Genomic DNA, 23,090 nt, shown 5'->3' on the forward strand with positions numbered 1-23,090 from the left:
ATAGCTCACCGCCTGCGGCCCGCGGGTTCCTGCATCAGAGACTTTCGTACGCCTGACGGCACCCGAAACCCTTCAGCAATGTCGGCCGTTGAGCAGCCCAAAGCCGTAACCCAAAAGCGGACATTCGAGCGAACAGACGACATAACGTTTGCGACATTTGTTGCCGTGTGGTTGCTGTTGATGGAAACGGCTGCTCCCACGAAACAGCAGTCCTCCAGAGACAACTAATATCTGCAGGCTGGTTGCTGCCACCATCCGGCCGCGTTGGTCGCCGCGAAAATCGCGCAGCGACACGCGCGTCCCGTCCTGCGATGTCAACGTGATGTCCTGAGCCATTCCGATTGTCGGCAGGCGCTCGTCGTTCGGCGCGTCGTGCTCACTCGCCCGCGCTATGACCAGCGCCAAGGCGTGACTGCGTCTGCTAGGGTCTCAGGCCTTCAACTCGCGTTTGAGCTCCTCGAGGAAACGCCAGTCCGTTCCGTTGGCCAGGACTTGTTGCGGGCTCGACTTAATCATGCCGGTCTCCTGCATGCGCAGCGCATAGAAGCGCACGCTGTCTTCGGCGTCGAACACGCGCCACTTGTCGTGCTGAGCACCGTTCAGCGTCCCAAGCGCTTCGTCATAGTTGGGTAGAAAGCCTCGGTCGACGAGCTGCTGTGCCGCCAACGACGGATCAGAAGCGCACAGGTCAGCGGATTTGAGAATGGCGCGCAACACCCGCTTCGTCGCGACCGGGTATCTGCTCACGTAGTCCGCATTGCCGGCAACCATGCAGCAAAAGTATTGCGACCACGGGCGGTCGGTCCCGTTGTTGACGATCGTATGGCCGATCTTCCGGGCGTGCAGGATCTGCGGTTCGGGCGGACCTGCCATGTAGGCATCGACCTTGCCGTCGATGAACATTTGCATTGGGGCTTGTTCACCCTCCACCCACTCGATATCGTGCACGGGATCAAGCCCGACATAGTTGGCCATGAGAGCCGTCAGGATGTGAGGATGCGACTCCACCGACCCTCCCCCGACGCGCTTTCCACGCAGATCCCTGATGCTGCGGACGCTGTCGTTGCCGATCAACTCGAAGCAGCCGGAATGCACGCCGATCAGCACTTTCACCGGCACGCCGGCATCGATGGACCTAATGTGCATCGACGGCATGTTCATGTCGAAATCGATCAGGCCGGCGGAGAGCCACTTGGAATTGTCGATGTGGGTGTCGCCTTCGACATATTGGATATCGGTGAAACCGTCGGCGCGCAGAAGTTCTCCGGCAAGGTAGATGGACGCCCAACAGTAAGCGCCTCCGACCCACTGCCCCAAGCGGACGGTTGTCGTTTCCAGAGCAGGCTCCCCGGCCGCACTGGATGTGCGAACATTGAAGAGCCCGGCACCGCCGATCGCCGACAGGCCGGTCAGGAATATGCGACGATTCTGCATTAGCTTCATCGGGACGCTCCTTTGGCAAATTGATCATCCCTAGGAATCAACCAAATGACCCCAATAGAGGACGGACAATGCGTGAGCGCGCCGAGTAATCGCGAGTTGGAGCACGCCCTGTTAAAGGCGGGAGTCTTCTCGTTCTTCAGTCGCTGGCCAAGAACGCTTTCAGCCAACGATTAACGACCATACGCCTTCTCAACGTTCGTGGCGAGGGCAATGCTCTCAGCCAAGGCCAAGCCCTTTTACGGAACCCTCGTACCTTCCAGGGCGCTGACAAAACGGATCCATCGGGTAATTGCCAAAAGGCGCCTTCTCGAACCAATTCGAGACGTTCGAGTTCATCCCACGTGACGACTGGATCGGGTCCAAAGGTCGCGTTCGCAGAAGTCTAGCTTGCGCCATGAACGGACGCTGCACATCCGTTACGGCCATCTTGTCCAGACGTTGTCATAGATTACTTCGGGAAACTCCTGTCGCGCCTTTTGGCAAAGAAGCCAACCGGCTATCTGTAACGTGGCCGACGAGCTAACGTGTTTCCCTCGAGCGAGGCGGAAACAAGGAGCAACGGCCATGGAACTCAAGGCCATCCGATCGCTGATCGGTCTATAGCTGCCGGCATCCTTGTATTGCCCCATTCAGTCGATGCGCAGGAGGCGATCTATCTCATTCGGCACAGTGATCCTTAGCTTGGCCGACCGATCCACCGCACAATTTCATAGGCGGGCATCGGGCGGCGAAAACCCTTCAGCGTCAGTTCGCCAACGGCGACGGACTCAACCAGGGATTCGACGGCACCAACGACCCGCTGGCTGACGAGAATCTGGCGCGGCCCGGCTTCCTCGCACAATCGGGCGGCATGGTTCGACACCGTGCCTATCACTGCATAGTCGGCGCGCTGATCGAAACCGATCCGCCCGATGGTTGCATGGCCTCGGGCGATGCCGATTCCGAAGCCGAGCAAGTGGTCGCGCTTGCGCCATTGCTCCGAATGCTCGTCAATCGCATCACGCATCGCCGTAGCCATGCAGACGGCTCTCTCGGTATGGTCGGCGCAGGGCAGTGGATCGTTGAAAACCACAACGATACCGTCGCCCACGAACCGCTCAAGAGTTCCCTCGTGGCGGACGATTTGTTCACCAAGACAGGCGTGATATTCGCCAAGCACCGCCATCACCTCCTCGGGTTCGGCAGTTTCGGCGAAGGCTGTAAAGCCGCGTAGATCGCAAAAGACAACGGTCACCTCGCGACGGTGACTTTGCAGAAGCGCGTCGCCATTTCCCGCCGCAAGGATCAGGTCGGCGACTTGCTCGGGCAGGAAACGCCGGAGTCGGCCTATTCGCTCGATCTCGATCACCTGATCCGCCAGGGTCTGCTCGAGCGAGCGGTTCCAATTGGAAAGCTGTGCGGCCTGTTCCTGGAGGAGTTGGGCCTGACTTGCGACGGTATCGTGAAGCGCCTTCTGGCGAAGCATCGAGCGCACCCGCGCCAACAGCGCCCTGTGCTCGAAGGGCTTTGTCAGGTAGTCGTCACCCCCGGCGTCCAGCCCCTCGACAAGATCACGCGTATCGGCCTTCGCGGTGACGAGGATGACCGGAATCGCCTGCAGCGAGATGTCCTGCTTGAGCAGGCGAACCACGCTGATACCGTCGAGCTTCGGCATCATGATGTCGAGCAGGATCAGATCCGGCGTGAGTTCGCGAGCTTTTGCAAACCCCTCTTCACCATCGGCGGCGGTCGCCACTTCGTAGCCATTCGCCTCGAGGCGCATGCGCAGGATCTCGAGGTTTTCCGGAGTATCGTCGACCGCGAGAATTCGGGGCGGATCATGCAAGACGTTGTCTCCTTCAGGAAAGGAACTGCCGAACCATTGCGAGCAGCTCGCGCGGACTGAAGGGCTTGGCAATGTAGCCATCGCAACCTGCAGCAAGGGCTTTCGCCTCATCACCCGACAGCGCGTAGGAGGTGACGGCGATGATCGGGATGTGCCGCACCGTTGGGTCAGCCTTGATGCGGCGGGCCGCTTCATACCCGTCGATCACCGGGAGCTGAATGTCCATAAGGATCAGGTCTGGCCTGTGCGCTCCCGCTGCAGCGATGCCGGCGGCGCCGTCCGCCGCCTCGATCAGTTCGTATTCGGTGGTGGCAATGAGATCGCGGATGATCTGGCGGTTGTCCTCGGTGTCTTCCACCATCAGGATTCGTTTGCTCATGCGGCCCTCACTTCCTCATTCACCCGGATTGGTATCTTCAGCCGGAATGTCGATCCTGACCCGAGCACGGACTCGACGTCTATGGTCCCACCATGCATTTCGACGATGCGCTTTGTGATCGCCAGGCCGAGACCTGTGCCACCCTTCTGCTTGGTGCTGCTGTTGTCGACCTGCTGGAATTCTTCGAAGATGAGAGCCTGGTCCTTGGACGCGATGCCGGGACCCGTATCCCGGACGGTGATCTCGAAATGTCCGTCGGCCGCGCCGGCAAGAATTTCGACCGCACCCGTTTCGGTGAACTTGACGGCATTGCCTGCAAGATTGAGCAGGACCTGCGTCAAACGGCGTTCGTCCCCGCGGCCGATTGGAAGGTTCTCGGCAACAGTCGTTGAAAGCTCAAGACCCTTCGCTCGTGCCAGCGGCTCGACAGCCGTAACGGCCAATCGAACAACCTGCGCGACCGAGTAGTCCTCGATCGCCAGCGTGAGCTGGCCGGCTTCGATCTTGGAAAGGTCGAGTACGTCGTTGATGAGCCCGAGGAGGTGACGGCCGTTTGCCTGCACGCGCGCGACGGTCGTCTTCGCCTTGTCCGGGAGTTCGCCGTAGATGCCGTCGACCAACAGTTCTGTGAAGCCCAAGACTGAATTGAGCGGTGTCCTGAGCTCGTGGCTCATATTCGCGAGGAACTGGGACTTGTGGCGACTGGCGGCCTCCAGCTCCCGGCCTTTCTCCTCGATCTCGCGGAACAGCTTGGCATTCTGGATCGCGAGCACCGATTGGGCAGCGAAGGTCTCCAGCAGGTGGACAACTTGCTCATGGAAGACACCTGGCTTATGGCGCCTGACGACCAGGGCACCGACGATCTTGTTGGGCCTCAGCAGCGGAACGATCAGGATACTGCGATATCCGGCTTGGACGACCGTCTTTCTTACAAGCAAGGATGAGGTCTCCTGGCTGAGGTCGGGAAACTGCACCGGCATGCAGCGCCCGGGTGCGTCGCCGATCCCCATATCGGCCAGCCCGATCGTCTGGTGTGAGACTGCGGCTATAAGCTCATCGCTCATACCGAAGTTTGCGCGCGGACGGAATTGTTGCCGAGTGCTGTTGAACACGTAGATGGTGCCAGCGTCCGTCTCCGACAACTGGACCGCTTTGGCGACGATCGTTTTCAGCACCGTGTCGAGATCCAGCGTCGAATTGACCGCCTTGCTCACCTCACCAAGCGCCTCGAGCTCACCAACAGACGCGGCAAGCTCGCGCGTTCGTGACTGTACCGCCTCGAAGAGCCGCGCATTCTCGATGGCGATCACCGCCTGGTCGGCGAATGTCTCGACGAGCGCGATCTCCTTGGGATTGAAAGATTGCGGCTCAACCCTCGTCATGACGAATACGCCAACGAGATCACCTTCCCGTAACAGCGGGGCAGCGAGGACGGTGCGGAATCCGCCGGCCTCAGCGATCAGGGCAACGCGGTAGTCCGGATCAGCGGTCACGTCTTCGATTTGCACCATCCGCCGTTCTTCGATTACGCGCCCCACGGCGGAGCCCCGGCCTGCGGCAAGCGCTGGAAGTGGATTGGCGTCGACATAGGCGCTGAAACTGGGCGGGTAGCCATGCATCGACACATAGCGGAATACGCCATCCAACAACTGCACGATACCACCCTTGTCGGCACGGCAGAGCCTGACAGCCGATTCCACCAACGTATCGAGCACGACCTGCAGATCGAAGGTAGAGCGGCTGATGACCTTCAGAACGTCTGCGGTGGCTGTCTGCTGCTGAAGGGCCTCGTCGAGCTGCTGGGTGCGCGTCTCAATCTCCTGATATAGGCGCCCCAGCTGGTCGGAGGTCTGGTTGACGTTAGCGGCGAGTACTCCAAGTTCGTCGCGATTGGCGACGGCAACGTGTTGGGCGAAGTCGCCGGCCGCTATCTGACTGAGACGCGTCTCGATTTTCTTGACCGGTTCGATCAACGACCAGGAGATGATGTAGCCAAGCGCAAGCGCGAACAGGATGCTGCCCACAGCAAAAGCGACCACGATCAGTCGAGAGGTGCCGTACGCCCCCTCGCTCGCTTCGATGGCCGCGACCATGTCGGCTTCGGCCATGTTGACCAGCTGGTTCGTCAGTCGCTCGAGGCGGTCGGCCGACGGCATGATCTCATCGAGCTGAACCTTGCGCGCCTCCTCCGTGCGACCGGCGCGGAAGAGCTCCGCGACATGCGTCACGCCGGCCGCAAGCCGTTCGTATTCCTGTCGGACCTGGCCCAGCACCTCCGCCTCAGTTTTAGCGACGAACTCCATGCGGTCGAGGTCGTAGCCAAACTGGTTGAGCTGGCGCAGCGCCCCATCCAGCATCCGGTCGTCCTGAAGCAACAGGGCGGTGGAGATGCCGTAGAGCTGGGCGGTCGTGTCGTGCTGCACCTGGCGATAGGCCGCGATCCTGCGCTGCAGCTTGATCAGCTCGTTTGTTTGATCATTGACCCCACTCAGCACCTGCAACCCGACGGCCCCCAGCACGATCAACAGGCCGACGATCGACAGGAACGAGATCAAGAGCTTGGTCTGGACGCGCGCCGGCAGCCGGGCAACCCAGCCGACTAGCCGGTTCGTTATGTTACTTGGATTCGTCCAAGAGGCTGAGAAGGTCACCCCGGAACTCCTCTAGGTCGAACCGAACGCCGAGATACTGTACGCGTAAGATGCCGTCCGGGTCCACGAGCGACGTCAGCAATGTGTGGTCGACGTCACCATCCGCCGTTTTCTTCGCGATGACGCCGTATTTCCGTCCGACCTCACGAACAATCGCCGGGTCACCGGTAAGGAAGGACCAGCCTTTCAGATCGGCGCCAAAATTCTGCGCATATTCCTTCAACACGTCGGGCGTATCCCGCTCTGGGTCGACCGTGATCGAAATGAAGGCGATCTTGGACCCGAACGTAGAGCCCAGTTGCTCCTGCACGCTGGCCAAGTGGGCGGTCAGCATTGGGCAGACGTCGGTACAGTACGTATAGATGAACGAGATGGCGACCACCTTGCCGCGAAAGTCGTGCAGTGACACAGGTCCGCCGTCTTGCGATATCAGCGTGAAATCCGGTGCAGCGCCCATCATCGGGAGGCGCTCGCTGTCCCCGGCGGGCGCTGACGCTTCGTGCGCAGAGGTGTGCGCAGGCTCAGCGACGAGGGCGAGGAGCAGCAACGCACGCGTCGACCAGCGGCTCACGTCTTCATCTCGCGCTTGAGCTCCTTAAGGAAACGCCAGTCCGTACCTTCCGCGATAATCCTGTCGGGTGTGGAGCCGATCAAACCGATCTCCTTCAGCCGCAGCGCATAGAAGCGGACGGTGTCAGTTGAATCGTAGTCCCGCCATTTCCGGTAGGGCAACTCGCTGATCGCTGCGAACGCATCATCGTAGTGGCTGGCGAATCCGCCCGCGACCAAGCGCTCGGAAACCAGGGCCGGCGCGGCGGTGCATAGATCCGCGGCCTTGAGGATGGCGCGCAGCACCCGCTTGGTAGCAACCGGATGCGCGGCCACAAAATCGCTGTTGCCGGACAGCATGCAGCAAAAATATTGCGACCAAGGTCGGTCCACTGTGCTGTTGACGATCACGTGCCCGACCTTGCTGCGCCGCAATTCCTGCGGGTCCGGCGGAAAGCCCAGGAACGCATCGATGTCGCCCCGCGCGAACAGCTCCTTGGGCTTGACCGCCGGGTCCACCACCCAGTTGATGTCGCGCGCCGGATCGAGCCCGACATAGGCCGCGATGCTGGCGAGGAACAGATGCGGCCCCGAACCGAGCCCCTGGACGCCAACGTTCCGGCCTTTCAGATCGACGACGCTGTCGATCCCGCGCTTGGCAAACAGCTCGAAGCAACCGGGATGGACGCCGCCGAGCAGAGTGAGCCGCGCACCGGAGTCCAAGGCGACGATCGAATTTGTCACGAAGTTGAGGCTAAAGTCGATCTCGCCATTCGCCACCGCGGAGGCCGTGGCCGCACCGGGGCCTGTGGCGACATAGGCAACTTCGGTGAAGCCCTCAGCGCGCAGCAGGTCCTCTGCAACATACTGTGGCGCCACGCAGATGCTAGGGATCTTGGCCAAGCGAATGCGTGTGGTCTCCGGCCCTGGCTCGGCAAGAACTCGAGTTGGAGCGCCGACGAGGCTTGCCGTGCCGGCAGCCGTCAGGCCGGCCAGGAAGCGCCTGCGGCTCTGGATGATTTGCATGTCTATGTCTCCCCTCGAGACAGATGGGATCAGGTTTTCAGCTCACGCTTCAACTCGTCGAGGAAGCGCCAGTCCGTTCCGTTGGCGATAATTTGTTGCGGGCTCGACTTGATCATGCCCGTCTCCTGCATGCGCAGTGTGTAGAACCGCAGGGAGTCTTCGGGATCGAATTCCCGCCAGCGGTCGTACCGGATGTCCTTCAGAGTTTGGAGCGCGTAGTCATACGACGGGACGAAATCGCGATCGACCATCTGCTGTGCCACCCTGTCCGGATCCGACACGCAGAGGTCGGCGGCCTTGAGGATGGATCGCAACACCCGCTTGGTCGCCACCGGGTACCTAGTCACGTAGTCAGTCGTCGCGGAGATCATGCAGCAGAAATATTGTGACCATGGGCGGTCAACGGCATTGTTGAGGATCGTGTGGCCGATCTTCTTGGCGCGCAGCTCCTGCGGTTGGGGCGGCGTCCCCAAGAATGCGTCGATCTTCCCTTGGATGAAGAGTTCCGTGGGCTTGACGTTCTCAGTCAAGACCCACTGGATGTCGTTCACTGGATCGAGTCCGACATAGGCGGACATGAGGGACAGCCACACGTGTCGCGAGTTGTTGAAACCATCAACGCCCACCCTCCTGCCCCGCAGATCCGTGACGCTGCGGATGCTCTCGTTGGCGATCAGTTCGAGGCATCCCGAGTGCAACCCGGTTAGCACCTTGATCGGCACGCGAGCGTCGATCGACGCGATTTGATTCGGCGGAAAGTTGACCGAGAAATCCGTCTCACCGCGTGCGATCCACTCCGATTGGTCGACGCTCATATCGCCTTCTACGTAGCGAACGTCTGTGAAGCCATCTGCACGCATCAATTCCCCGGCGATGTAAGCGCCTGCCCAGCAGTAGGAACCACCAACGCGCCGCGGCAGACGAACCGTGGTCGTTTCCAGCGGCGGTTCCGCGTGTAGTGACTCTGGAAGCCCGGCAATACCGGCAGCACCTGCCATTGCAGCGCCGGCCAGGAATCGGCGGCGGGTTTGGATGATCTGCATCAGAACGCTCCTCTTCCGATTGGCAAAAGGCAATACTGGCCGGAACCGAGCAAAAGAGGTTCGGCAGAGGCAGTTGGTCAGGTGAGCGCGACGAGTGGTTGCGGAACCTAGCGCGCCTAGTCCGATGCGGGAGTCTTGCGCTCTCAGTCGCCGGATCATGAATTAGCAACCGACGATATACCGACGTTACGCCCAATTTGCGTAGGTTGCGAGCGCAATCCTCACTACGCCAAACATCCCGCCAGCACCTCGCTGTAACGGAGACTGTTTGCGCGGCCGTGAATAGCCACTTCGACCCACCCGCTGAACGTCCGCTATCGTTCTTCGGACGCCGAAAGCCGCCATTCCACTATACGGCCCCCCGCCCCGCCCGAGACGCTCAGATCGTTTGGCAGGTGTTTAGTTCAGGCGGTGGTCGGGTTGAGCTGGCGTCCCGTGGCCGGCCCCGATGCGCGCACGCCGCTGATCGAGACCTGCCGAACGATGACGCTCCGACCGCGTACGTCCCCTTTCCAAATAGGCCGACCCATGATCGGACTGTCCGTTACCGGGAGGCGACATGACCATGAGCAGACGTACCAAAACTAACTGTCCGCCGCCAAGCTTTACGTCAGGCTCAGTCCTTCTTGAACTCGAATAGCTCGATGACGTTGCCCGATGGATCTTCGAGCAAGATTGCGCGACCGGCACCGCCGTCGCTGATTTCGCCGCGGAATCTTGCATCAGCCCGGCGCAACCGCTCAATAAGGACATCGATCTCGTTCGTAACGATCATAAATCGGTTCCACCCACCTGGCTTCGGATCGCCGCCCGCCTGACCACCGCTCCCCGCACCTGGGGCACTGAGATACAGCGTCAAGTCATCGCGCAGCAGCGCGGCGAACTTACCCGGATTGTGCATGTCGATCTTGAAATCGAGATTGTCTCGATAGAACGCGACCGCCTCATTGACGTCCGCAACGATGTATCGGACGGATGCCATTCAACCTTCTCCTCTGTCTTGTAGCTACAACAACAGTCAACTCGCGCGAAGGTTTCCCTGTCGGTGGAGCAGAGTGCAGAAGCGGGCTGTCTGGATGCCAGCCGAAATAGTCGGATGAGGGTTTTTGGACACAGGTCGTATTTCTGCGGTGTTTATGACACCTATACGACGACATCGTCGGCGGAATGCAGCTTTGTGCTAGTTCATTCCAGAACCGGATCGTCTACTTCCGGCCCCACATCGGTCGTTCCGTTGCTCCGGCTTAGTGGACGCTTCTGGCGCTACAGCCATCTTCGCCAAGCGATACGGATACGAGCTGCATCTTCACACCAACCCCACCCTGAAATCCTCCAGGACCTGAGCCAGCCCTGGCGCGCCGAGAAGGGCCATAACACGCTTCGCCTGAAGCTTCGGTACCGCGCGATCGTAAATGGCAAGATTGGTCGCCTCATTGAGGCGCGAGGGATAAATGATCCCGTCGGGCTGAGATGGCTGCTCGTGAAACGCCAGTGACCACCGGCGTGCCAGGTTCTGGCGCTGTGCGCGAACGACATCGGTCGGCACACCCATCCGAGCGGCATTGTCGCCTCTGAGATCGACCAGGCGTAGGTCTGTCGTGGTCGCGATCTGCGCATAGCGCCGTCGGGTCAGCTCCACCTCCTCTATTGGAAGATCGTCAAGGATTCCTTCGCGGCGGTCGCGGAGCACGGTCTCGAGGAAGCACACCTTCAGGGAGTCACCGAGGTACAGAACGCCAAACCGGTTGGCGTCAAGACGGCGTCGAGGATCGCTGAACCGGCTCGGCGACTTCCCGTACCCCAATGGATCAGGATAGGTGCTCCAGTAGATCCGACCGAACGTCCGACCGCGCGGTATGGTCTCGATTTCGAGCTTTGCACGCCCAAAATCGGGTGGAGGTGGAACGCCGGGCATTCAGTCGAAATCGCCCCTGGCCATGCCTTCCGCCGCGGCCAAAACCGAGGCGTCATCGCCTTGTTGAAGGGCTCGAAGGCCGGTCCGGCCATCGAGGGCGCCATGGCGCGACACCAGAAACCGATAGACGGCCCAGGCACTATTGCCCAACATGGCATGCAGCCCCGGCAATGCGCCGAAGGGACGACCGTCCTTGTCGAGTTGCCAGACAGGAAAGCGGAAACCGCGCTTGGCGCCATTGATCCCGAGCACCCGTCCGCTTTGCCGCCTGGCGTTGACCGTCACCCGCGACGTGCCGAGCAGCTTGGCAAAGGCATCCGCGCTCAACATGTCCTCGCCGGCGACAATTTCGGCGACACGCTTGCGGCCACGCGCGCGCTCCGGCGAGAGCCGCCTCGAGTTCGGCATCGGGCATGCCCGTGTCCTCGACGGGAAAAGTATTGTCTGAAGCGATCGGTTGCTCTTCGACCGGCACCAGCCGATCATGTTCCTTCAGGCCGACCAGTGCTGCGTCGTGGATGGCGTCGACAAAAGCCAGCAACCGGTCCGAGCAGTTGCGCGCCCGCCGCCGCTCGCGCGGAATGTTCTTGGCGCCGAGATGCAGGCTGGCGAGATGGTGGGCCGCGAGACCCTCCTGGCGCAGCAGTGCAGCCACAAGCAATGGCCCGAGCCAGGTGGCATGCTGCAGCACCTCGATGTCCGACCAGGCCTCGAGCAGGATCGCGGCGCGTCACCAATGGCCACTCCCGCGTGTCGGCGAGCACGGCCTGCCATTCGGCCAGGCGTTCCTCTTCATTCCAGTCGAGATCGTAGATCAGGCTGTTTTGCGGCTCCGGCCGTTCACGTCGTGACGTTTCCTCTTTTCGACCAGGCACGTTGGCTCCGTTCAGGATCTTTGATGAGCGCGCCAGGACGGCATCGATCTCGGCAAATTCTTCGGCCAGACGATCGTCCTCAGCATCATCGCGACCATCGGCTTCAAAAGAGCTGGCTCCAGCCCCCTCCCCGTCTCGGCTTTTTTGGCCCGCCGCCGCCGGCATGGCGCCGCCGCGGCCGGCCAGCGCCAAAACCGCCGGCGGGTTCGCAGCACCGCATGTGCGCGGGTGAGTTCGTGGGTTGGCGTGCGGATGTCCATATGGGCGTCGTGCAACACGAGATCCTCGAGGTGCACGAGCTCGCCCTCCAGCCAAAGGGCAGAGGCCGCGTCGGCAAAATGCTGGCGCTCGACAAGCCGTCGCGGACTGGCGAATGGGCCAACCGCTCGTCGAGACGGACCAAAACCTCGGTCGCGCGTGCGACGGGCCCGATCAGGGTTTCCAGGGGCAGTACGCTGGCAATTGAAACCGCGTTGCCGCTGGCCACCCTCGATCGCAAGCTCGCAGTTGCCGCGCGGCTAGGCAGTCCGAATTCTCGTACCGCTCGCGAATGGCGACTGACCGCGTCGCTCGGCCACCGGGCAATGGTGTTCGACGCACCAAGGCGCTCAACTCGCATTGGATTCGGTGCTGCCCTTCGACCGCCGCGATCCTTTGGCCGAAATCCTGACCGACCACGATGTCGCGATGCTGCGCCATCTGGCCCAGGAACGCATCGGCAAAAACTCCCTCCGCGCGCTCGCCTCCGACCTCGGCTATCTCGACGCCTGGTCGCTGGCCACCACCAGACAGCCTCTGCCTTGGCCGGCGCCGGAATCCCTGCTCCTCAAATTCGTCGCTCACCACGTTTGGGATTTTTCGAAACGCGAGGCCGACCTGGCGCAGGGCATGCCGGCTGACGTAGCGGCATCGCTGGTAGCCCAGGGCCTGTTACGGGTGACAAAAACCGCACGCGTCGTTCACCGTGCGCCGGCGGCTGTCGAGCTGGTCAATCTTGACCAAATGGCGAAACCTGTCGGGAATTCAATGCGCCGGGGCTGCAGAGCGCGATCAAACTGGCGGTGCGCGCCAGCGCCCGTCCGCGGCTGCAAGAGCAGGAACGCTATGACCGCCGATATTCTGGCCGCCCTCCTGAAAACATGCGCCGGCGACCGGCTCGTCGACGTCAGGGATCGCCCGATTCTCATCACCGCCTTGGCCTCCGGCGGCCAGCGTCGCAGCGAAATTTCTGCTCTTCGCGTCGAAAGCTGGTCGACGAAGACCCGGTTCCGGCGGATCCCAACGCTCCCGACGGCGATAAATTGCCATGCCTGTCGATGCGGCTCGGCCGCACAGAGACGACGCAAGCCGACAGCGACGCTTTCGTGCTGCTCGTCGGCCGGCCTGTGCTGGTCTTGAAGGACTGGCTGGCGCGCGCCGGGATCAGCGACGGCGCCGTGTTTCGCGGCATCGACCACTTGGGCAATCTCGAAGCGCGCGCCCGCCCTGACGCCACAGGCCGTCAATCTGATCCTGAAGCGGCGCACCGCCGAGGCCGGGCCCCATCCGCAAGCCTTCTCCGCCCACGGCTCGCGCTCCGGCTATCTCGCCGAAACCGCACGCCGCGGCATTCCGCTGCCCGAAGCCTTGCAGCAGTCGCAGCATCGCTCCGTGCAGCAGGCCTCAAACTATTACAATGACGCGGAACGCACGCTCGCGCGGGCGGCGCGGATAATCCCCTCAGTCGCAATTCGATCCGACCCTTGCGGCGTTAGCTCCAGGACAATTGCTTCCGAGGCAGCCGGCCTCCCGGATCGATCACCTTGACCTGGTGCGGGAGCACCTCGCCCCAGCTCCATACCACGAGGTTCTGATCACATGTGCCGGCACCTGGCGCGAAGCTGGGCGCGAGAATGCCGAACTTGCCTTCAGCAACGAGGCGGTCATGGATGCTCCATGAGGGCGGCCGTTTGCCATGGGCGAGAAAATCCATCCAGGCACAAGCCATATCTTCGAACCGGATCCCGGCGTCGGCCTGGCCTTGCGCCGTCCTCAGGTCGACAATGTCATCGCAATCGATCTCGTATGAGCAAAGCACGCAGGGATCAATGCGATGTGCAAAACCCTGATTGGCCTCCTTCACGGCCGTCACGATGTCGAGCGCCAGATAAAGCGTAGGCACACCTTTCGGGTTGAACCTGGCGCCCCGAATAGCCGCTCCGTCGCCTGAGATAGGCTGGAAGGACCAGCGCGGATCATGGGCGCGGTGGCAAATTCCGGCAAACCTCAAGCAAAGCCACCAACGGCGACATGATCCAGGTAGTCGCGAACCGCGCTGGCCTTGCCTTCCTTGACCAGAGCTTCCGCCGTCCGCCCGCCGAATGCCGGTATCGGCTGGGCTCGGTACCAGGCCATCGCCTGCTCCTTGCCTCCAGCCCAGTCGATCACCCTGCTGATGATCTCAAGCATTTCACGAAGGCGACCTTGCGTCTTTGCAGCACGGCTACGCTCAATCCTATAGAGGGTTTCCCGCGCAAGACCCGCCGTTTCGGCAAGCTGACCTTTGGACATACCGAATCCATCCGCAACCTGGGCGACAGCGATCTTCCCAGCCCGATCCATATAGGACAGCACTAACGGTTCGTTCTGAACTGGAACTTTCAATGCTTGGGTCATCCCTGTCCCCCTTGCCATATCCAGAGGCACATTTCTTGTGCGTAAGATATGGCATTAGTGACGGATTACAAGCCTCGGTTGGCTGATGAGACCTCGTTGAGGCCTCTCCAGACGCATTCACACGTTCATGTTCTGGCACATTCCTTGTGTGTACAAAAATCCAAAAACGGCCCCGAAACCGGCCAATGCACGCACAACGTCCAGTTCTCCCGATCGGCCGCCCATTGGCGATCCCCGCGTCTCGACCGAGGATCGGGCGACCGACGCCCAGGTCGACGAGGTCAAGGCGGCTGGCTGCCGCCTCGCCCACCAGGAGCACGGCTCCGGCGCATCGCCCTGCCGGCCGGTGCTGGCGAAGCTGATGCGCGATAGCCGCATGTGTGACACACCGCTATGGCGATATAGCGCCCAGAATCTCCAGGGTCGCCGCCAGCGATAGCCTGCCAAGACGCTCACCCATGTTTGCCCTGGGCACCGTAATGGAAACGATGGCGGGCGCTACCGTGACGAACAGGATATAATGCTCACCGGCAGCAAGCTGGTTGAGGAAGGCCCCACCGTCATGAAGCCAATGAACGAAGAGCACCTCGCGGTCCTACGCAGGCACATGGTCGAGATGATTGCAATCCATACCGACCTTGCAAGCGAAGAACTCGGCAAGGCGGCGCTCGATGAGCGGGTGATGGCAGCGATGCGGCGAGTGCCGCGGCATCGCTTCGTGCCAGCCTCGGTTGCACCTTATGCCTACCAGGACATGCCGCTGCCGATCGGCTTCGATAAAACCGTCTCGCAGCCATTCATCGTCGCTCTCATGACCGATCTCCTTGCTCCCCAATCGAACGAGGCGGTGCTCGAGATCGGCACTGGCCTGGGCTATCAAACCGCAATCCTCGCGCAACTCGCCGGGCAGGTTTGGAGCGTAGAAATCGTCGAGGAATTCGTAAGCCGTGCGGAGGCTCTCCTGCAGGAGCTAGGCTTATCCAATGTCGGCATTCGTGTCGGAGACGGGTCTCGCGGCTGGCCCGAGCACGCCCCATTCGACAAGATCCTTGTCACGGCGGCGGCTGAGCAGACACCGCCGGCTTTTCTGAAGCAACTCAAGCCGGGGGGACGGCTGGTTCTGCCTTTGGGATCTAAAGAAGCACAGTTTCTGACTGTCATCGACAAGGATGCGGCAGGGCAGCTCGAGACCCGGAAACTCATCCCGGTTCGGTTCAGCCGGCTCGAAACCGTCTAGTGAGGTGCGATAACTGGCGCGACCGCGCTTTTCCAACCGTCAATCTACTTCATTCAAACAGACGAGGACAGTAGGCCATCCTGCCTCTACCGTGGGTGGTCCTTCTGTCGAACTCGTACGGGAGTAATTATTGTAGGTTGTGCGGAAATTGAAGCAACATGCAAACACTGTTGCAGTTCATACACTCGCATCCCGTAGGGGGGACATTCTCGAAGGACGATTGGGGTAACAACGATTTCCTCGGTGTTACCGCAAGAATTTACAAACCCCATTCCGTGATATGCCGCCAGGATGACAATAACGATGGGGTATTCATCGTAAAATCGGGTTGGGCCCTCCTTTACCGCGGACTACTGGACGGAGAACGGCAGATCATCGACACTCCTCTGCGGGGGGACATTGTAGGTTTCCGTTCCGTGGACGGACCTCGTTTAGCGTCCCTGGCCTCCATAACCGAACTAGCTGTTTATGAAATTTCCAGCAAGAAACTGGTAGAGGCCATCTTGTCGGAAGGCCGGCTCGGCAAGACCATCGCCTGCTCCCTGGCCCGCCTGAACGCCATCCTTACCGAACATCTCATGAATGCCGGACGGCGGAACGCGATGAGCCGCACCGCCCATTTCCTGCTCGAGTTGGAGGAGAGGCTCTCGATCGTTGGCCTGTCGGCCCATGGACGATATGAGTGTCCGCTTACCCAGCACGAATTGGCCGACATTCTCGGAATGACCACCGTTCACCTCAATCGGACGTTGGGGGAACTCCGCAAGGCCGATCTCGTCGCTTTCAAGGCAGGCTATGTAGAGGTGATCAACCGCAAGAAGCTGGTCAAAACAGCCGGATTCGACAGCGAGTACCTCAGGTAAAGGTTATTCCCTCTAGCTCGGGTTCAACCGTCTCCAGCAGGGTTTTCGCGTCGCCCCCCTGCGGCGCGGTGCTGGGCGCCAGCGCATAGACCATCAGCAAAATTTCTGCTGGAAGACGACAGTGCGCCGTCGCTGGGGCAGTTCCAGACGATGTCCGGGCTGGTAGTTGGCTTACCTGGCCGCACTCTATCTTGACGAGGGCAGCCACAAAGGCCCGATTATCATGACGGACGGCACCATGGCCTATCGCATGAGGAGAAGGTGCTGCCGAAATACGCGTAAGCTGCCCATAAACGGCGGCAGTTACAGCCGGGTGTTCTCGGAGCTAAAGCGCTTGGCCACGGATGCCACGAACTGCGCCCTGGTCATGCCAATATCCACCTTCAGGAATTCTCGTCCGCAATCGCGAGGAACTACCGATCCTCCCTCGAATAGCTGCTGGGCTTGGGGTTTGGCTGAGCGGTCCCATCCTGAGAATGGCATCATCGCCTACCCGGTCAGTCAACCTCGCAGAGCTATCCCACCTCTTGGCATTCCGTAAGCGGTCGGGAATCATTTCAACGGTTAGCACATGGCCAAAGGGATTGAATCTGACCGGACCCGCGCGTCACGATCGAACTCGCGCGGAGCTTCAAGGCGGGGTGACGCGGTCTCAACACATGTCCTCAGGCGACCGTCGAGGCGAAATTTTCTAAAAATTAACTTATGTTAGAGAACGCTTATAAATAGACGATAGGCTGCACAAGCTGTTCTCGGCTAGGGGCGAAGAGCTGCTGAAACTGCTGGTGAGCTCACGCTTTCACAAGGGCTGGGTGTTCAATCACAAGCGCATTCAAACACAGGGCAGCGTATTCAAGCTTTCAGATTGCGAAGAATGAGGGGTGTTATGGCAGCCGCAACGCGGCTTGTGCGAAAAGATTGGGGAGTGACATGGGTTCCACAGCAGGACGGCGTAAACACACGGCCAAACGGTCAGGAGTGCTGTCCAGCGGAACGGAAAGTGTCCACGGCCAAGCAGGCAGAGGATGCCTCCTCATCCTGGACGGACGGGCCCTAGACCGCGAGTGTCTCGCATCGGCTCTCGCGGACCACGAACTCGGCATGGAGATCGCCGCCATGGGTTCGATCGGTGAATGGCGCGTGAAGAAGGGCTCGGCACCTCCCCTTGCAGCCATACTCTTCAACCTTGGCGGCCGGAAGGTCACCGATCATGGCATCGCAGACGAGATTAAGCATATTTCGTCCGAATTCAAATCAGTCCCTGTGGTTATCCTGGCCGACACCGAAGATCTTGCACACATCCTGACCGCTCTCGAATGCGGCGCACGCGGCTACATTCCGACCTCGGTTGGAAGCGATGTCTGTGTCGAGGCAATCAACCTTGCGGCAGCGGGAGGCATCTTCGTCCCTGCGAGCAGTGTCCTTTGCATGCGCCACCTGATAGGTTCGGACAGCCCCGACACGCAGCCTTTGAAAGGCATGTTCACGCTCAGGCAGGCCGAGGTCGCCCAAGCGCTCCGGCGCGGAAAGGCGAACAAGATCATCGCCTACGAACTGAACCTGCGCGAAAGCACCGTGAAGGTGCACATCCGAAATATCATGAAGAAGCTGAAGGCGACCAACCGCACGGAAGTCGCCTACAAAGTCAACGATCTCTTCGCGGAAGGAACTCTTGCCGAAGCGTATTCCAAGCAATAAGACGGCCAGCCTGGGGTGAATCCGGGCGCGCCGTCTTATTGAAAATCGGGGGATCTCCGTTGCAGTGAATGGCATCCGAAAGCCGCCCGAGATACAGCGGCCCCCGCCCCCGTGGGGTTCGTTGCCCCGAGCTTTCTGATAGTATGCTGTAGGGGATCTTGGCGGGGTACTCCGGAGCGCCCGGCTTCGTCGCGATGAGAGAATATGTGCAAACTGCTAAAGAATTTTGGCCTTCCGGAGCGTGAAAGCCCCGGCGAAATGCTCGGGTGCCCGGCATCCATCCCGCGCAACCTCGCAAGCCCAGCGAGTGTCTGCCGGTCGAACCAGTCCTTGGAGCGCAGCGTTCCGAAGTGCGTGTCGCGGGGCTCATCTTGCGTTCCAGCACGTCGGCCGTGAGCGGCACGTAGGCGCAGTCCCAATTTAGCGATCTCGTATTCGAGCACCAGATGATCACGGAAGCCGTCCAGGTCAGTTGGTTGACCCCCGCTGGCCCCGATGGGCGTCGAACCTGGCCTGGGTTAACACAAGTCGGGATGAACCCGTGATCTTGCATCGGTCAGCCGCTGCTTTATCGATCGGCTGTGGGCGGGGAAGTAGCTGTCTTCGAAATCCGCGAAGGCAATCACAAGAGACCAGGTCGCGGTCCCGTTGGCGGGTCCACCGCAGCGCCCCATTGCGATCCCGTCTCTACTGCACCCTCCTTACGCTACCATCGCCGGGGTGATTTGAACCTACCGTTCTTGACCGCGGAACCTCGTATCAGGGCGTAGCTTTGGAAAGTGCGTCGTAGAAAGGTGTGGTTGCTGGGACCTGAGACCATCTCAAAATTGCGGTTTTCAGCATCGGGATTTAATGTACTGGGAGCTCGTCGCATCGGTCGACCGGGGTCTCCTTCGTGCGGCAGCATAATGCAGCATACAGGTCAGCAGCCCGAAGGTGATATTGTCAAGACGCGGAGGCGTGTTCTAGACAAGGTGGTAGTCCTTTTGTGCTTCAAGTAGCTCTTGCGGATGGGAAGAAGCCTAAGTTGCCGTTTTTTCGGCCCCTGATGGGCCAGTGCCAGGAGCGGACGTGAGCATACCATGGTTCATCGCCCAAACTGCAGCCTGGGTGCGGTTGCCGACCCGAATCTTTCGAAGGATGGCCTTCACGTGCACCTTCACCGTAGCTTCGGCGATGTTAATCTTGCGCGCGATTGTTTTGTTAGATTCCCCTCCTATCAAGCAACGTATAATACAATCTTCCCGAGTTGACAACATTGATGGTTCTCGATCAGTGTTCTCCATTGTAATAGCCACATTTGTAAACTCCTGTACCGCATCATGTTTCAGACCATGTCTTATGTCTTGAATAAACGTCGAAGTTTCTGCAGGTAGCACCGTCTGACCTAGCATAACCAATTCGAGAGCTTTGATGAAAGTGTCGTGAGCGGCAACTTTTGTCAAATACGCGTCCGCCCCCGCACGAAGGGCTGAAACTATATCGTTCGGTCGACAGTGATCGGCTAGCGCAACGACATGGCTGGTCGGATAAATCCCTTTAAATTCTGAAATTTGTGCGAATCCAGCATCCGCGTCAGTACCGTCGACATCCATGATGAGTAAGATGGACCGGTGCTTGGGTAGCGGCTTCTGCAGAAGGTCGTGAACACAAGCCGCAGAGAAAAGAATGCGAAACTTTGCTGCATCGAGAATTAGAACAAGGCCCTCTCTGAGTAACTCGTTTTGGCTGACAAGCACTGTTGTAAAAGACTTTGTGGTCACCAAGGATTTCGCTGTCATCGTAGCCTCCCCTGACGCGATTGAGGTACGCACGTCTCGCAAGGCGCCCCTCGCATAGTTTCTTTTTTGACCGTGTTACCTTACGCCAGGAAAACCCTAGACAAGAACACCCTCATTAGGCGTAGGGTAGCTTCGCCGAGGGCTACCCCGGATTCTCAAGCCTGAGGCCTTGGCGAGAGCTGCGAGCCGTGGCTTTCAGCCGCTCCGGGCGGCAGGCCAGCACCATCGTGGCGACGGATGGGCGGGGCCGCGAGAGTTGCCGGGCTTGGTCTCCCGTGGGGCGTGGGTGGTGCGGCCGGTCCGGTGCGGGGCGGAGGCGCGTATCAGCGGGAGAATCGCGGGCCCAGGTGGGCGCCGCGACCAGCAGCCATTTTGGGATGACGCCGCAAGCCAAGGCGAAGGCGATCTTGACGCGGCGCGCGCTGATCCTGACCTGCGCCCGAGCTTCAGCAACTCGAGGAGCAACGTGCCACAGCTGGCGACTGGGTGTGGGCCAAGGCGATGCGGCGCAGCGCACAACAGCATGGAGGCGTTCCGGCATCGAAATGGGCGATGGTCTGCCGAGCCGCTCCTTGCGTCGCACCTGCGGCGAGCAACAGAGCAGTTGCCTGGAGCAGCCTGGGGTGGCCGATATCGGGGCAGCGCTGCCGGGGATGTCCCGTGGCTGAGGCCGAAATTCGAGCCTGGTGAGATCCGGCCAGAGAAATGATGAAGCGGGCCAGTTCTGCTATTGCTGCCTCGATAGGGTTGCCAAGATTGCGGCTTCGTTGAGGTCGCCTCTTCATTCATCAGGCGGGTCAAGCCGTCGATCAGGTCAGCGACGTAGCAGAATGATCGGGTTTGCGACTAGGAGCCGGAGATCGTGATCGGCTCGTTCTCCAGGCCTGGATGACGAAGTTGGAGACGGCCGGGCCATTCTGCGAATGTATGTTGGGGCCGCAGGGGGTTCGAGACACTGCATCGGACCGCTATCTCCGGCTCTTCGTTGCGTTCGATCGCCTTTGTCCCGTTTGCCATCAAAGAGGCTCTCCTTCAGCGCAGCAATCTGGTCATTGGACGAGTTCGCCGGAGGGGTGTCTATCCGGAAGGAGTGCCTACAAAGGGATAGTTGTGCCGCTGGCGGTGAAGGATCACGATAAGGCAGAGCCTTCCTCGTCGACCGATGCTCGCCAGTTCGGGACGGGCTGGCCACCATTGAAAGTGAAAGCCACGCGCCATGGCCATGGATGCAAAATACAAGTCCCAGCCCGTCCCTCCCTCGTCACAGGCGGCCCGCCGCAGGGGAATGAAGGCCGTCCTGCTTGTCTTGGGCGTCTCCGGGGTCGCCGTGGTGGGAGCGGAAGCCGTCAGAAGTTGGGAGCCCATCGAGGTTGTTTCCAGAGCCGCGGTACAGAAGGTCAAGGATGTCTCCGGACCCGTGATGCAGAAGGTCGAGGATGCCTCCGGAACCGTGATGCAGAAGGTCGAGGATACCTGCGGAGCCGTGGCGCAGAAGATCGAGGATGTTTCCGGAGCCGTGGCGCAGAAGGTCGAGGATGTCTCCGGAGCCGTGGTGCAGAAGGTCAAGGACGCCTCCGGAGCCGTGGTGCAGAAAGTCGAGGATGTCTCCGGAGCCGTGGTGCAGAAGGTCGAGGATGTCTCCGGAGCCGTGGTGCAGGAGGTGTCTGCTGCTATCGATAGCTGGCAAGAGCAACCGGTCCACGCCACGGCCGCCTCCCGCGCGACCGTGTCGGGACCGGATGCGTCGGCCGCGACGTTCGTCGAACGGAGCGTCGCCCCTGCCGTGCCCACCATGGCCGAGCGCAGCAAAACTCTCAGCACTGCCCCAGACGTGCCAACCGGAGGCCTGTTCGGCGTCGGCGACCGCCTCAAGATCGCGTTCTACGAGCGCGTCGACGTCGAGGAAGACAAGTGGGGGGGAGCGTCCTCCGGCTCGGCCCTGCGCGGCCTCCTGCAGCGTCCGGAACTGAGCGGCGAATATACTGTCCAAGAGGACGGCACGATTTCCATGCCCTTACTCGGCTCAATCCCGGTCGCCAGCCGGTCGACGCAACAGGTACAAGCCGACCTGATGGAAACCTTCAATCAACTGCTGGGCCGCAAGGGGCTGGTCAACATCCTGTCGCTGGAGCGCTCGCCCATTTACGTACTGGGGCCGGTCAAGAATCCAGGCTCGTTCAAGTACGCGCCCGGCCTGACGATCCTGCACGCGATCGCGCTGGCCGGCGGGCTCGACCGAGGCGAGAGCGAGCCGTGGCAGAAGATCGAAGCCGTGCGTGAAACCCAAAAGCGGAGCGGGGCGATCGATGCCATGTTGAAGTTGCTCGCGCGCGCGGCGGTGCTGAAGGCCGAGCGCGACGGTACGGCGCCCGAGATCCCGCCCCAGTTGCTGGAGCTGGCCGGCGCGACAGAAGCCGCTAACCTCGTCAACGAGCAGAGCGACCGGCGCAAGGCCGTGGCCATGGCCCGCAAATATCGCGAGCGTGCGACCCTGAGTGCGCTCGAGGGGGCCAAGCAGGATGTTGTCGCGTATGGGCGCATGGAGTCGCTCGACGAACTCATCAAGCTGCGCCAGGAGCGCGTCAACAGCATGCGCACGCTCGTGGACCGCAAAGTTCTCAGCATAACGGTGATGAATCAGGCCCAGAGCGAGTTGTCTGACGCAGAACAGCGTCGCAGGGACGCCCTCAACCAGTACGCGACGTCCAAGCAGCGCCTCGCTTCGCTGGAGTCTGAGGCCTTGCAGACCCGGGTCGACCTCACCAACGATCTGGAGGTCGAGATCGAGACCACGGAGAGCCAGATCGCGGCCAATGTGCGCGAGTTAAACGCCAGCGAAGGCGTCCTGTACACGTTGCCGGTGACTCGAGCGCAGTTTGCGAAGGACGCGAACAGGCTAACCTATCGAATCGTTCGGCAATCGGCAGCTGGGCCGGTCAGCATCGAGTCCGCCGGGATGACCCCGTTGCAGCCCGGCGACCTCGTCAACATCATCGTGGACGAGAGCGAGCCAAGAGAGCCGACCGGTTCACCGGTCCCGACCTCGTCGCCGACCGGCGAGAGCTTGCCGGCCGCATGCACTCTCAACGATGTCAAGACTGCCTGCGTGGTGGCGGAGCAGAGGATCGGTCGTCCAAATTGATGCCCGGC

General features: G+C 60.7%; 17 protein-coding genes and 3 pseudogenes. 5 read left to right on the plus strand and 15 right to left on the minus strand.

Annotated elements, in window-relative coordinates:
• Window positions 1-72: 72 nt before the first annotated feature.
• The 12 genes and pseudogenes from NKH60_RS26575 to NKH60_RS26630 all read right to left on the minus strand — a co-directional run.
• Complete coding sequence (locus tag NKH60_RS26575; protein ID WP_352873915.1) at window positions 73-405, minus strand: hypothetical protein; 333 nt, start codon at window positions 403-405, stop codon at window positions 73-75.
• Window positions 406-429: 24 nt separating this feature from the next.
• A complete protein-coding gene (locus NKH60_RS26580; protein ID WP_352873917.1) occupies window positions 430-1,443 on the minus strand; it encodes an ABC transporter substrate-binding protein in 1,014 nt (337 codons plus the stop codon).
• A 676-nt stretch (window positions 1,444-2,119) separates the two neighbouring features.
• Entirely contained in the window at window positions 2,120-3,364 is a 1,245-nt protein-coding gene (locus NKH60_RS26585; RefSeq protein ID WP_352873919.1) for a response regulator, read from the minus strand.
• Window positions 3,282-3,647, minus strand: a complete 366-nt coding sequence (locus NKH60_RS26590; RefSeq protein WP_352685827.1) for a response regulator — start codon at window positions 3,645-3,647, stop codon at window positions 3,282-3,284. Before NKH60_RS26590 ends, NKH60_RS26585 begins: the two co-directional genes overlap by 83 nt.
• Entirely contained in the window at window positions 3,644-6,298 is a 2,655-nt protein-coding gene (locus NKH60_RS26595; protein WP_352873921.1) for a GAF domain-containing protein, read from the minus strand. The genes NKH60_RS26590 and NKH60_RS26595 overlap by 4 nt, the downstream gene beginning before the upstream one ends.
• The gene (locus NKH60_RS26600; RefSeq protein WP_352616602.1) at window positions 6,264-6,869 is read right to left on the minus strand and encodes an SCO family protein; all 606 of its coding nucleotides are present in this window, start codon (window positions 6,867-6,869) and stop codon (window positions 6,264-6,266) included. The genes NKH60_RS26595 and NKH60_RS26600 overlap by 35 nt, the downstream gene beginning before the upstream one ends.
• On the minus strand, window positions 6,866-7,873 hold the full coding sequence (locus NKH60_RS26605) for an ABC transporter substrate-binding protein (protein WP_352873923.1): 1,008 nt from the start codon (window positions 7,871-7,873) through the stop codon (window positions 6,866-6,868). Before NKH60_RS26605 ends, NKH60_RS26600 begins: the two co-directional genes overlap by 4 nt.
• 29 nt (window positions 7,874-7,902) lie before the next feature.
• Entirely contained in the window at window positions 7,903-8,916 is a 1,014-nt protein-coding gene (locus NKH60_RS26610) for an ABC transporter substrate-binding protein (RefSeq protein WP_352873925.1), read from the minus strand.
• 616 nt (window positions 8,917-9,532) lie between these two features.
• Entirely contained in the window at window positions 9,533-9,898 is a 366-nt protein-coding gene (locus tag NKH60_RS26615) for a VOC family protein (RefSeq protein WP_352616595.1), read from the minus strand.
• 324 nt (window positions 9,899-10,222) lie between these two features.
• The gene (locus NKH60_RS26620) at window positions 10,223-10,831 is read right to left on the minus strand and encodes an RES family NAD+ phosphorylase (RefSeq protein ID WP_352873927.1); all 609 of its coding nucleotides are present in this window, start codon (window positions 10,829-10,831) and stop codon (window positions 10,223-10,225) included.
• Window positions 10,832-11,270: pseudogene (locus NKH60_RS26625) on the minus strand (XRE family transcriptional regulator); the annotation flags it as partial.
• Window positions 11,271-11,360: 90 nt separating this feature from the next.
• A pseudogene (locus NKH60_RS26630) lies at window positions 11,361-11,522 on the minus strand (DUF1612 domain-containing protein); the annotation flags it as partial.
• Window positions 11,523-12,324: 802 nt separating this feature from the next.
• On the opposite strand from NKH60_RS26630, the pseudogene NKH60_RS26635 reads away from it, so the two are divergent.
• A pseudogene (locus tag NKH60_RS26635) lies at window positions 12,325-13,422 on the plus strand (site-specific integrase); the annotation flags it as partial.
• A gap of 34 nt (window positions 13,423-13,456) precedes the next feature.
• Here the strand turns inward: NKH60_RS26635 and NKH60_RS26640 are convergent.
• Complete coding sequence (locus NKH60_RS26640) at window positions 13,457-13,975, minus strand: RES family NAD+ phosphorylase (protein ID WP_352873929.1); 519 nt, start codon at window positions 13,973-13,975, stop codon at window positions 13,457-13,459.
• Window positions 13,972-14,361, minus strand: coding sequence for an antitoxin Xre/MbcA/ParS toxin-binding domain-containing protein (locus NKH60_RS26645; protein ID WP_352772346.1), 390 nt, complete (start codon window positions 14,359-14,361; stop codon window positions 13,972-13,974). Before NKH60_RS26645 ends, NKH60_RS26640 begins: the two co-directional genes overlap by 4 nt.
• A 562-nt stretch (window positions 14,362-14,923) precedes the next feature.
• Between NKH60_RS26645 and NKH60_RS26655 the strand changes: the two genes are divergently transcribed.
• The 3 genes from NKH60_RS26655 to NKH60_RS26665 all read left to right on the plus strand — a co-directional run bounded on the left by NKH60_RS26655 (window position 14,924) and on the right by NKH60_RS26665 (window position 18,159).
• Window positions 14,924-15,598: a protein-L-isoaspartate(D-aspartate) O-methyltransferase gene (locus NKH60_RS26655; protein ID WP_352772372.1), complete on the plus strand. Its 675-nt coding sequence runs from the start codon at window positions 14,924-14,926 to the stop codon at window positions 15,596-15,598.
• Window positions 15,599-15,756: 158 nt separating this feature from the next.
• Entirely contained in the window at window positions 15,757-16,461 is a 705-nt protein-coding gene (locus NKH60_RS26660) for a Crp/Fnr family transcriptional regulator (protein ID WP_352873931.1), read from the plus strand.
• Between the two features lie 930 nt (window positions 16,462-17,391).
• Window positions 17,392-18,159: a LuxR C-terminal-related transcriptional regulator gene (locus NKH60_RS26665; RefSeq protein WP_352780477.1), complete on the plus strand. Its 768-nt coding sequence runs from the start codon at window positions 17,392-17,394 to the stop codon at window positions 18,157-18,159.
• Window positions 18,160-19,181: 1,022 nt separating this feature from the next.
• On the opposite strand, the gene NKH60_RS26670 is transcribed toward NKH60_RS26665, so the two are convergent.
• Window positions 19,182-19,940: a LuxR C-terminal-related transcriptional regulator gene (locus NKH60_RS26670; protein ID WP_352780479.1), complete on the minus strand. Its 759-nt coding sequence runs from the start codon at window positions 19,938-19,940 to the stop codon at window positions 19,182-19,184.
• 1,285 nt (window positions 19,941-21,225) lie between these two features.
• Here NKH60_RS26670 and NKH60_RS26675 point away from each other — a divergent pair.
• Window positions 21,226-23,082 (plus strand): polysaccharide biosynthesis/export family protein, encoded by a 1,857-nt coding sequence (locus tag NKH60_RS26675; RefSeq protein ID WP_352873934.1) that lies wholly within the window; start codon window positions 21,226-21,228, stop codon window positions 23,080-23,082.
• The last annotated feature ends 8 nt before the right edge of the window (window positions 23,083-23,090 follow it).

It is taken from the genome of Mesorhizobium sp. M1006, from assembly GCF_040318825.1.
Taxonomy (GTDB): domain Bacteria; phylum Pseudomonadota; class Alphaproteobacteria; order Rhizobiales; family Rhizobiaceae; genus Mesorhizobium.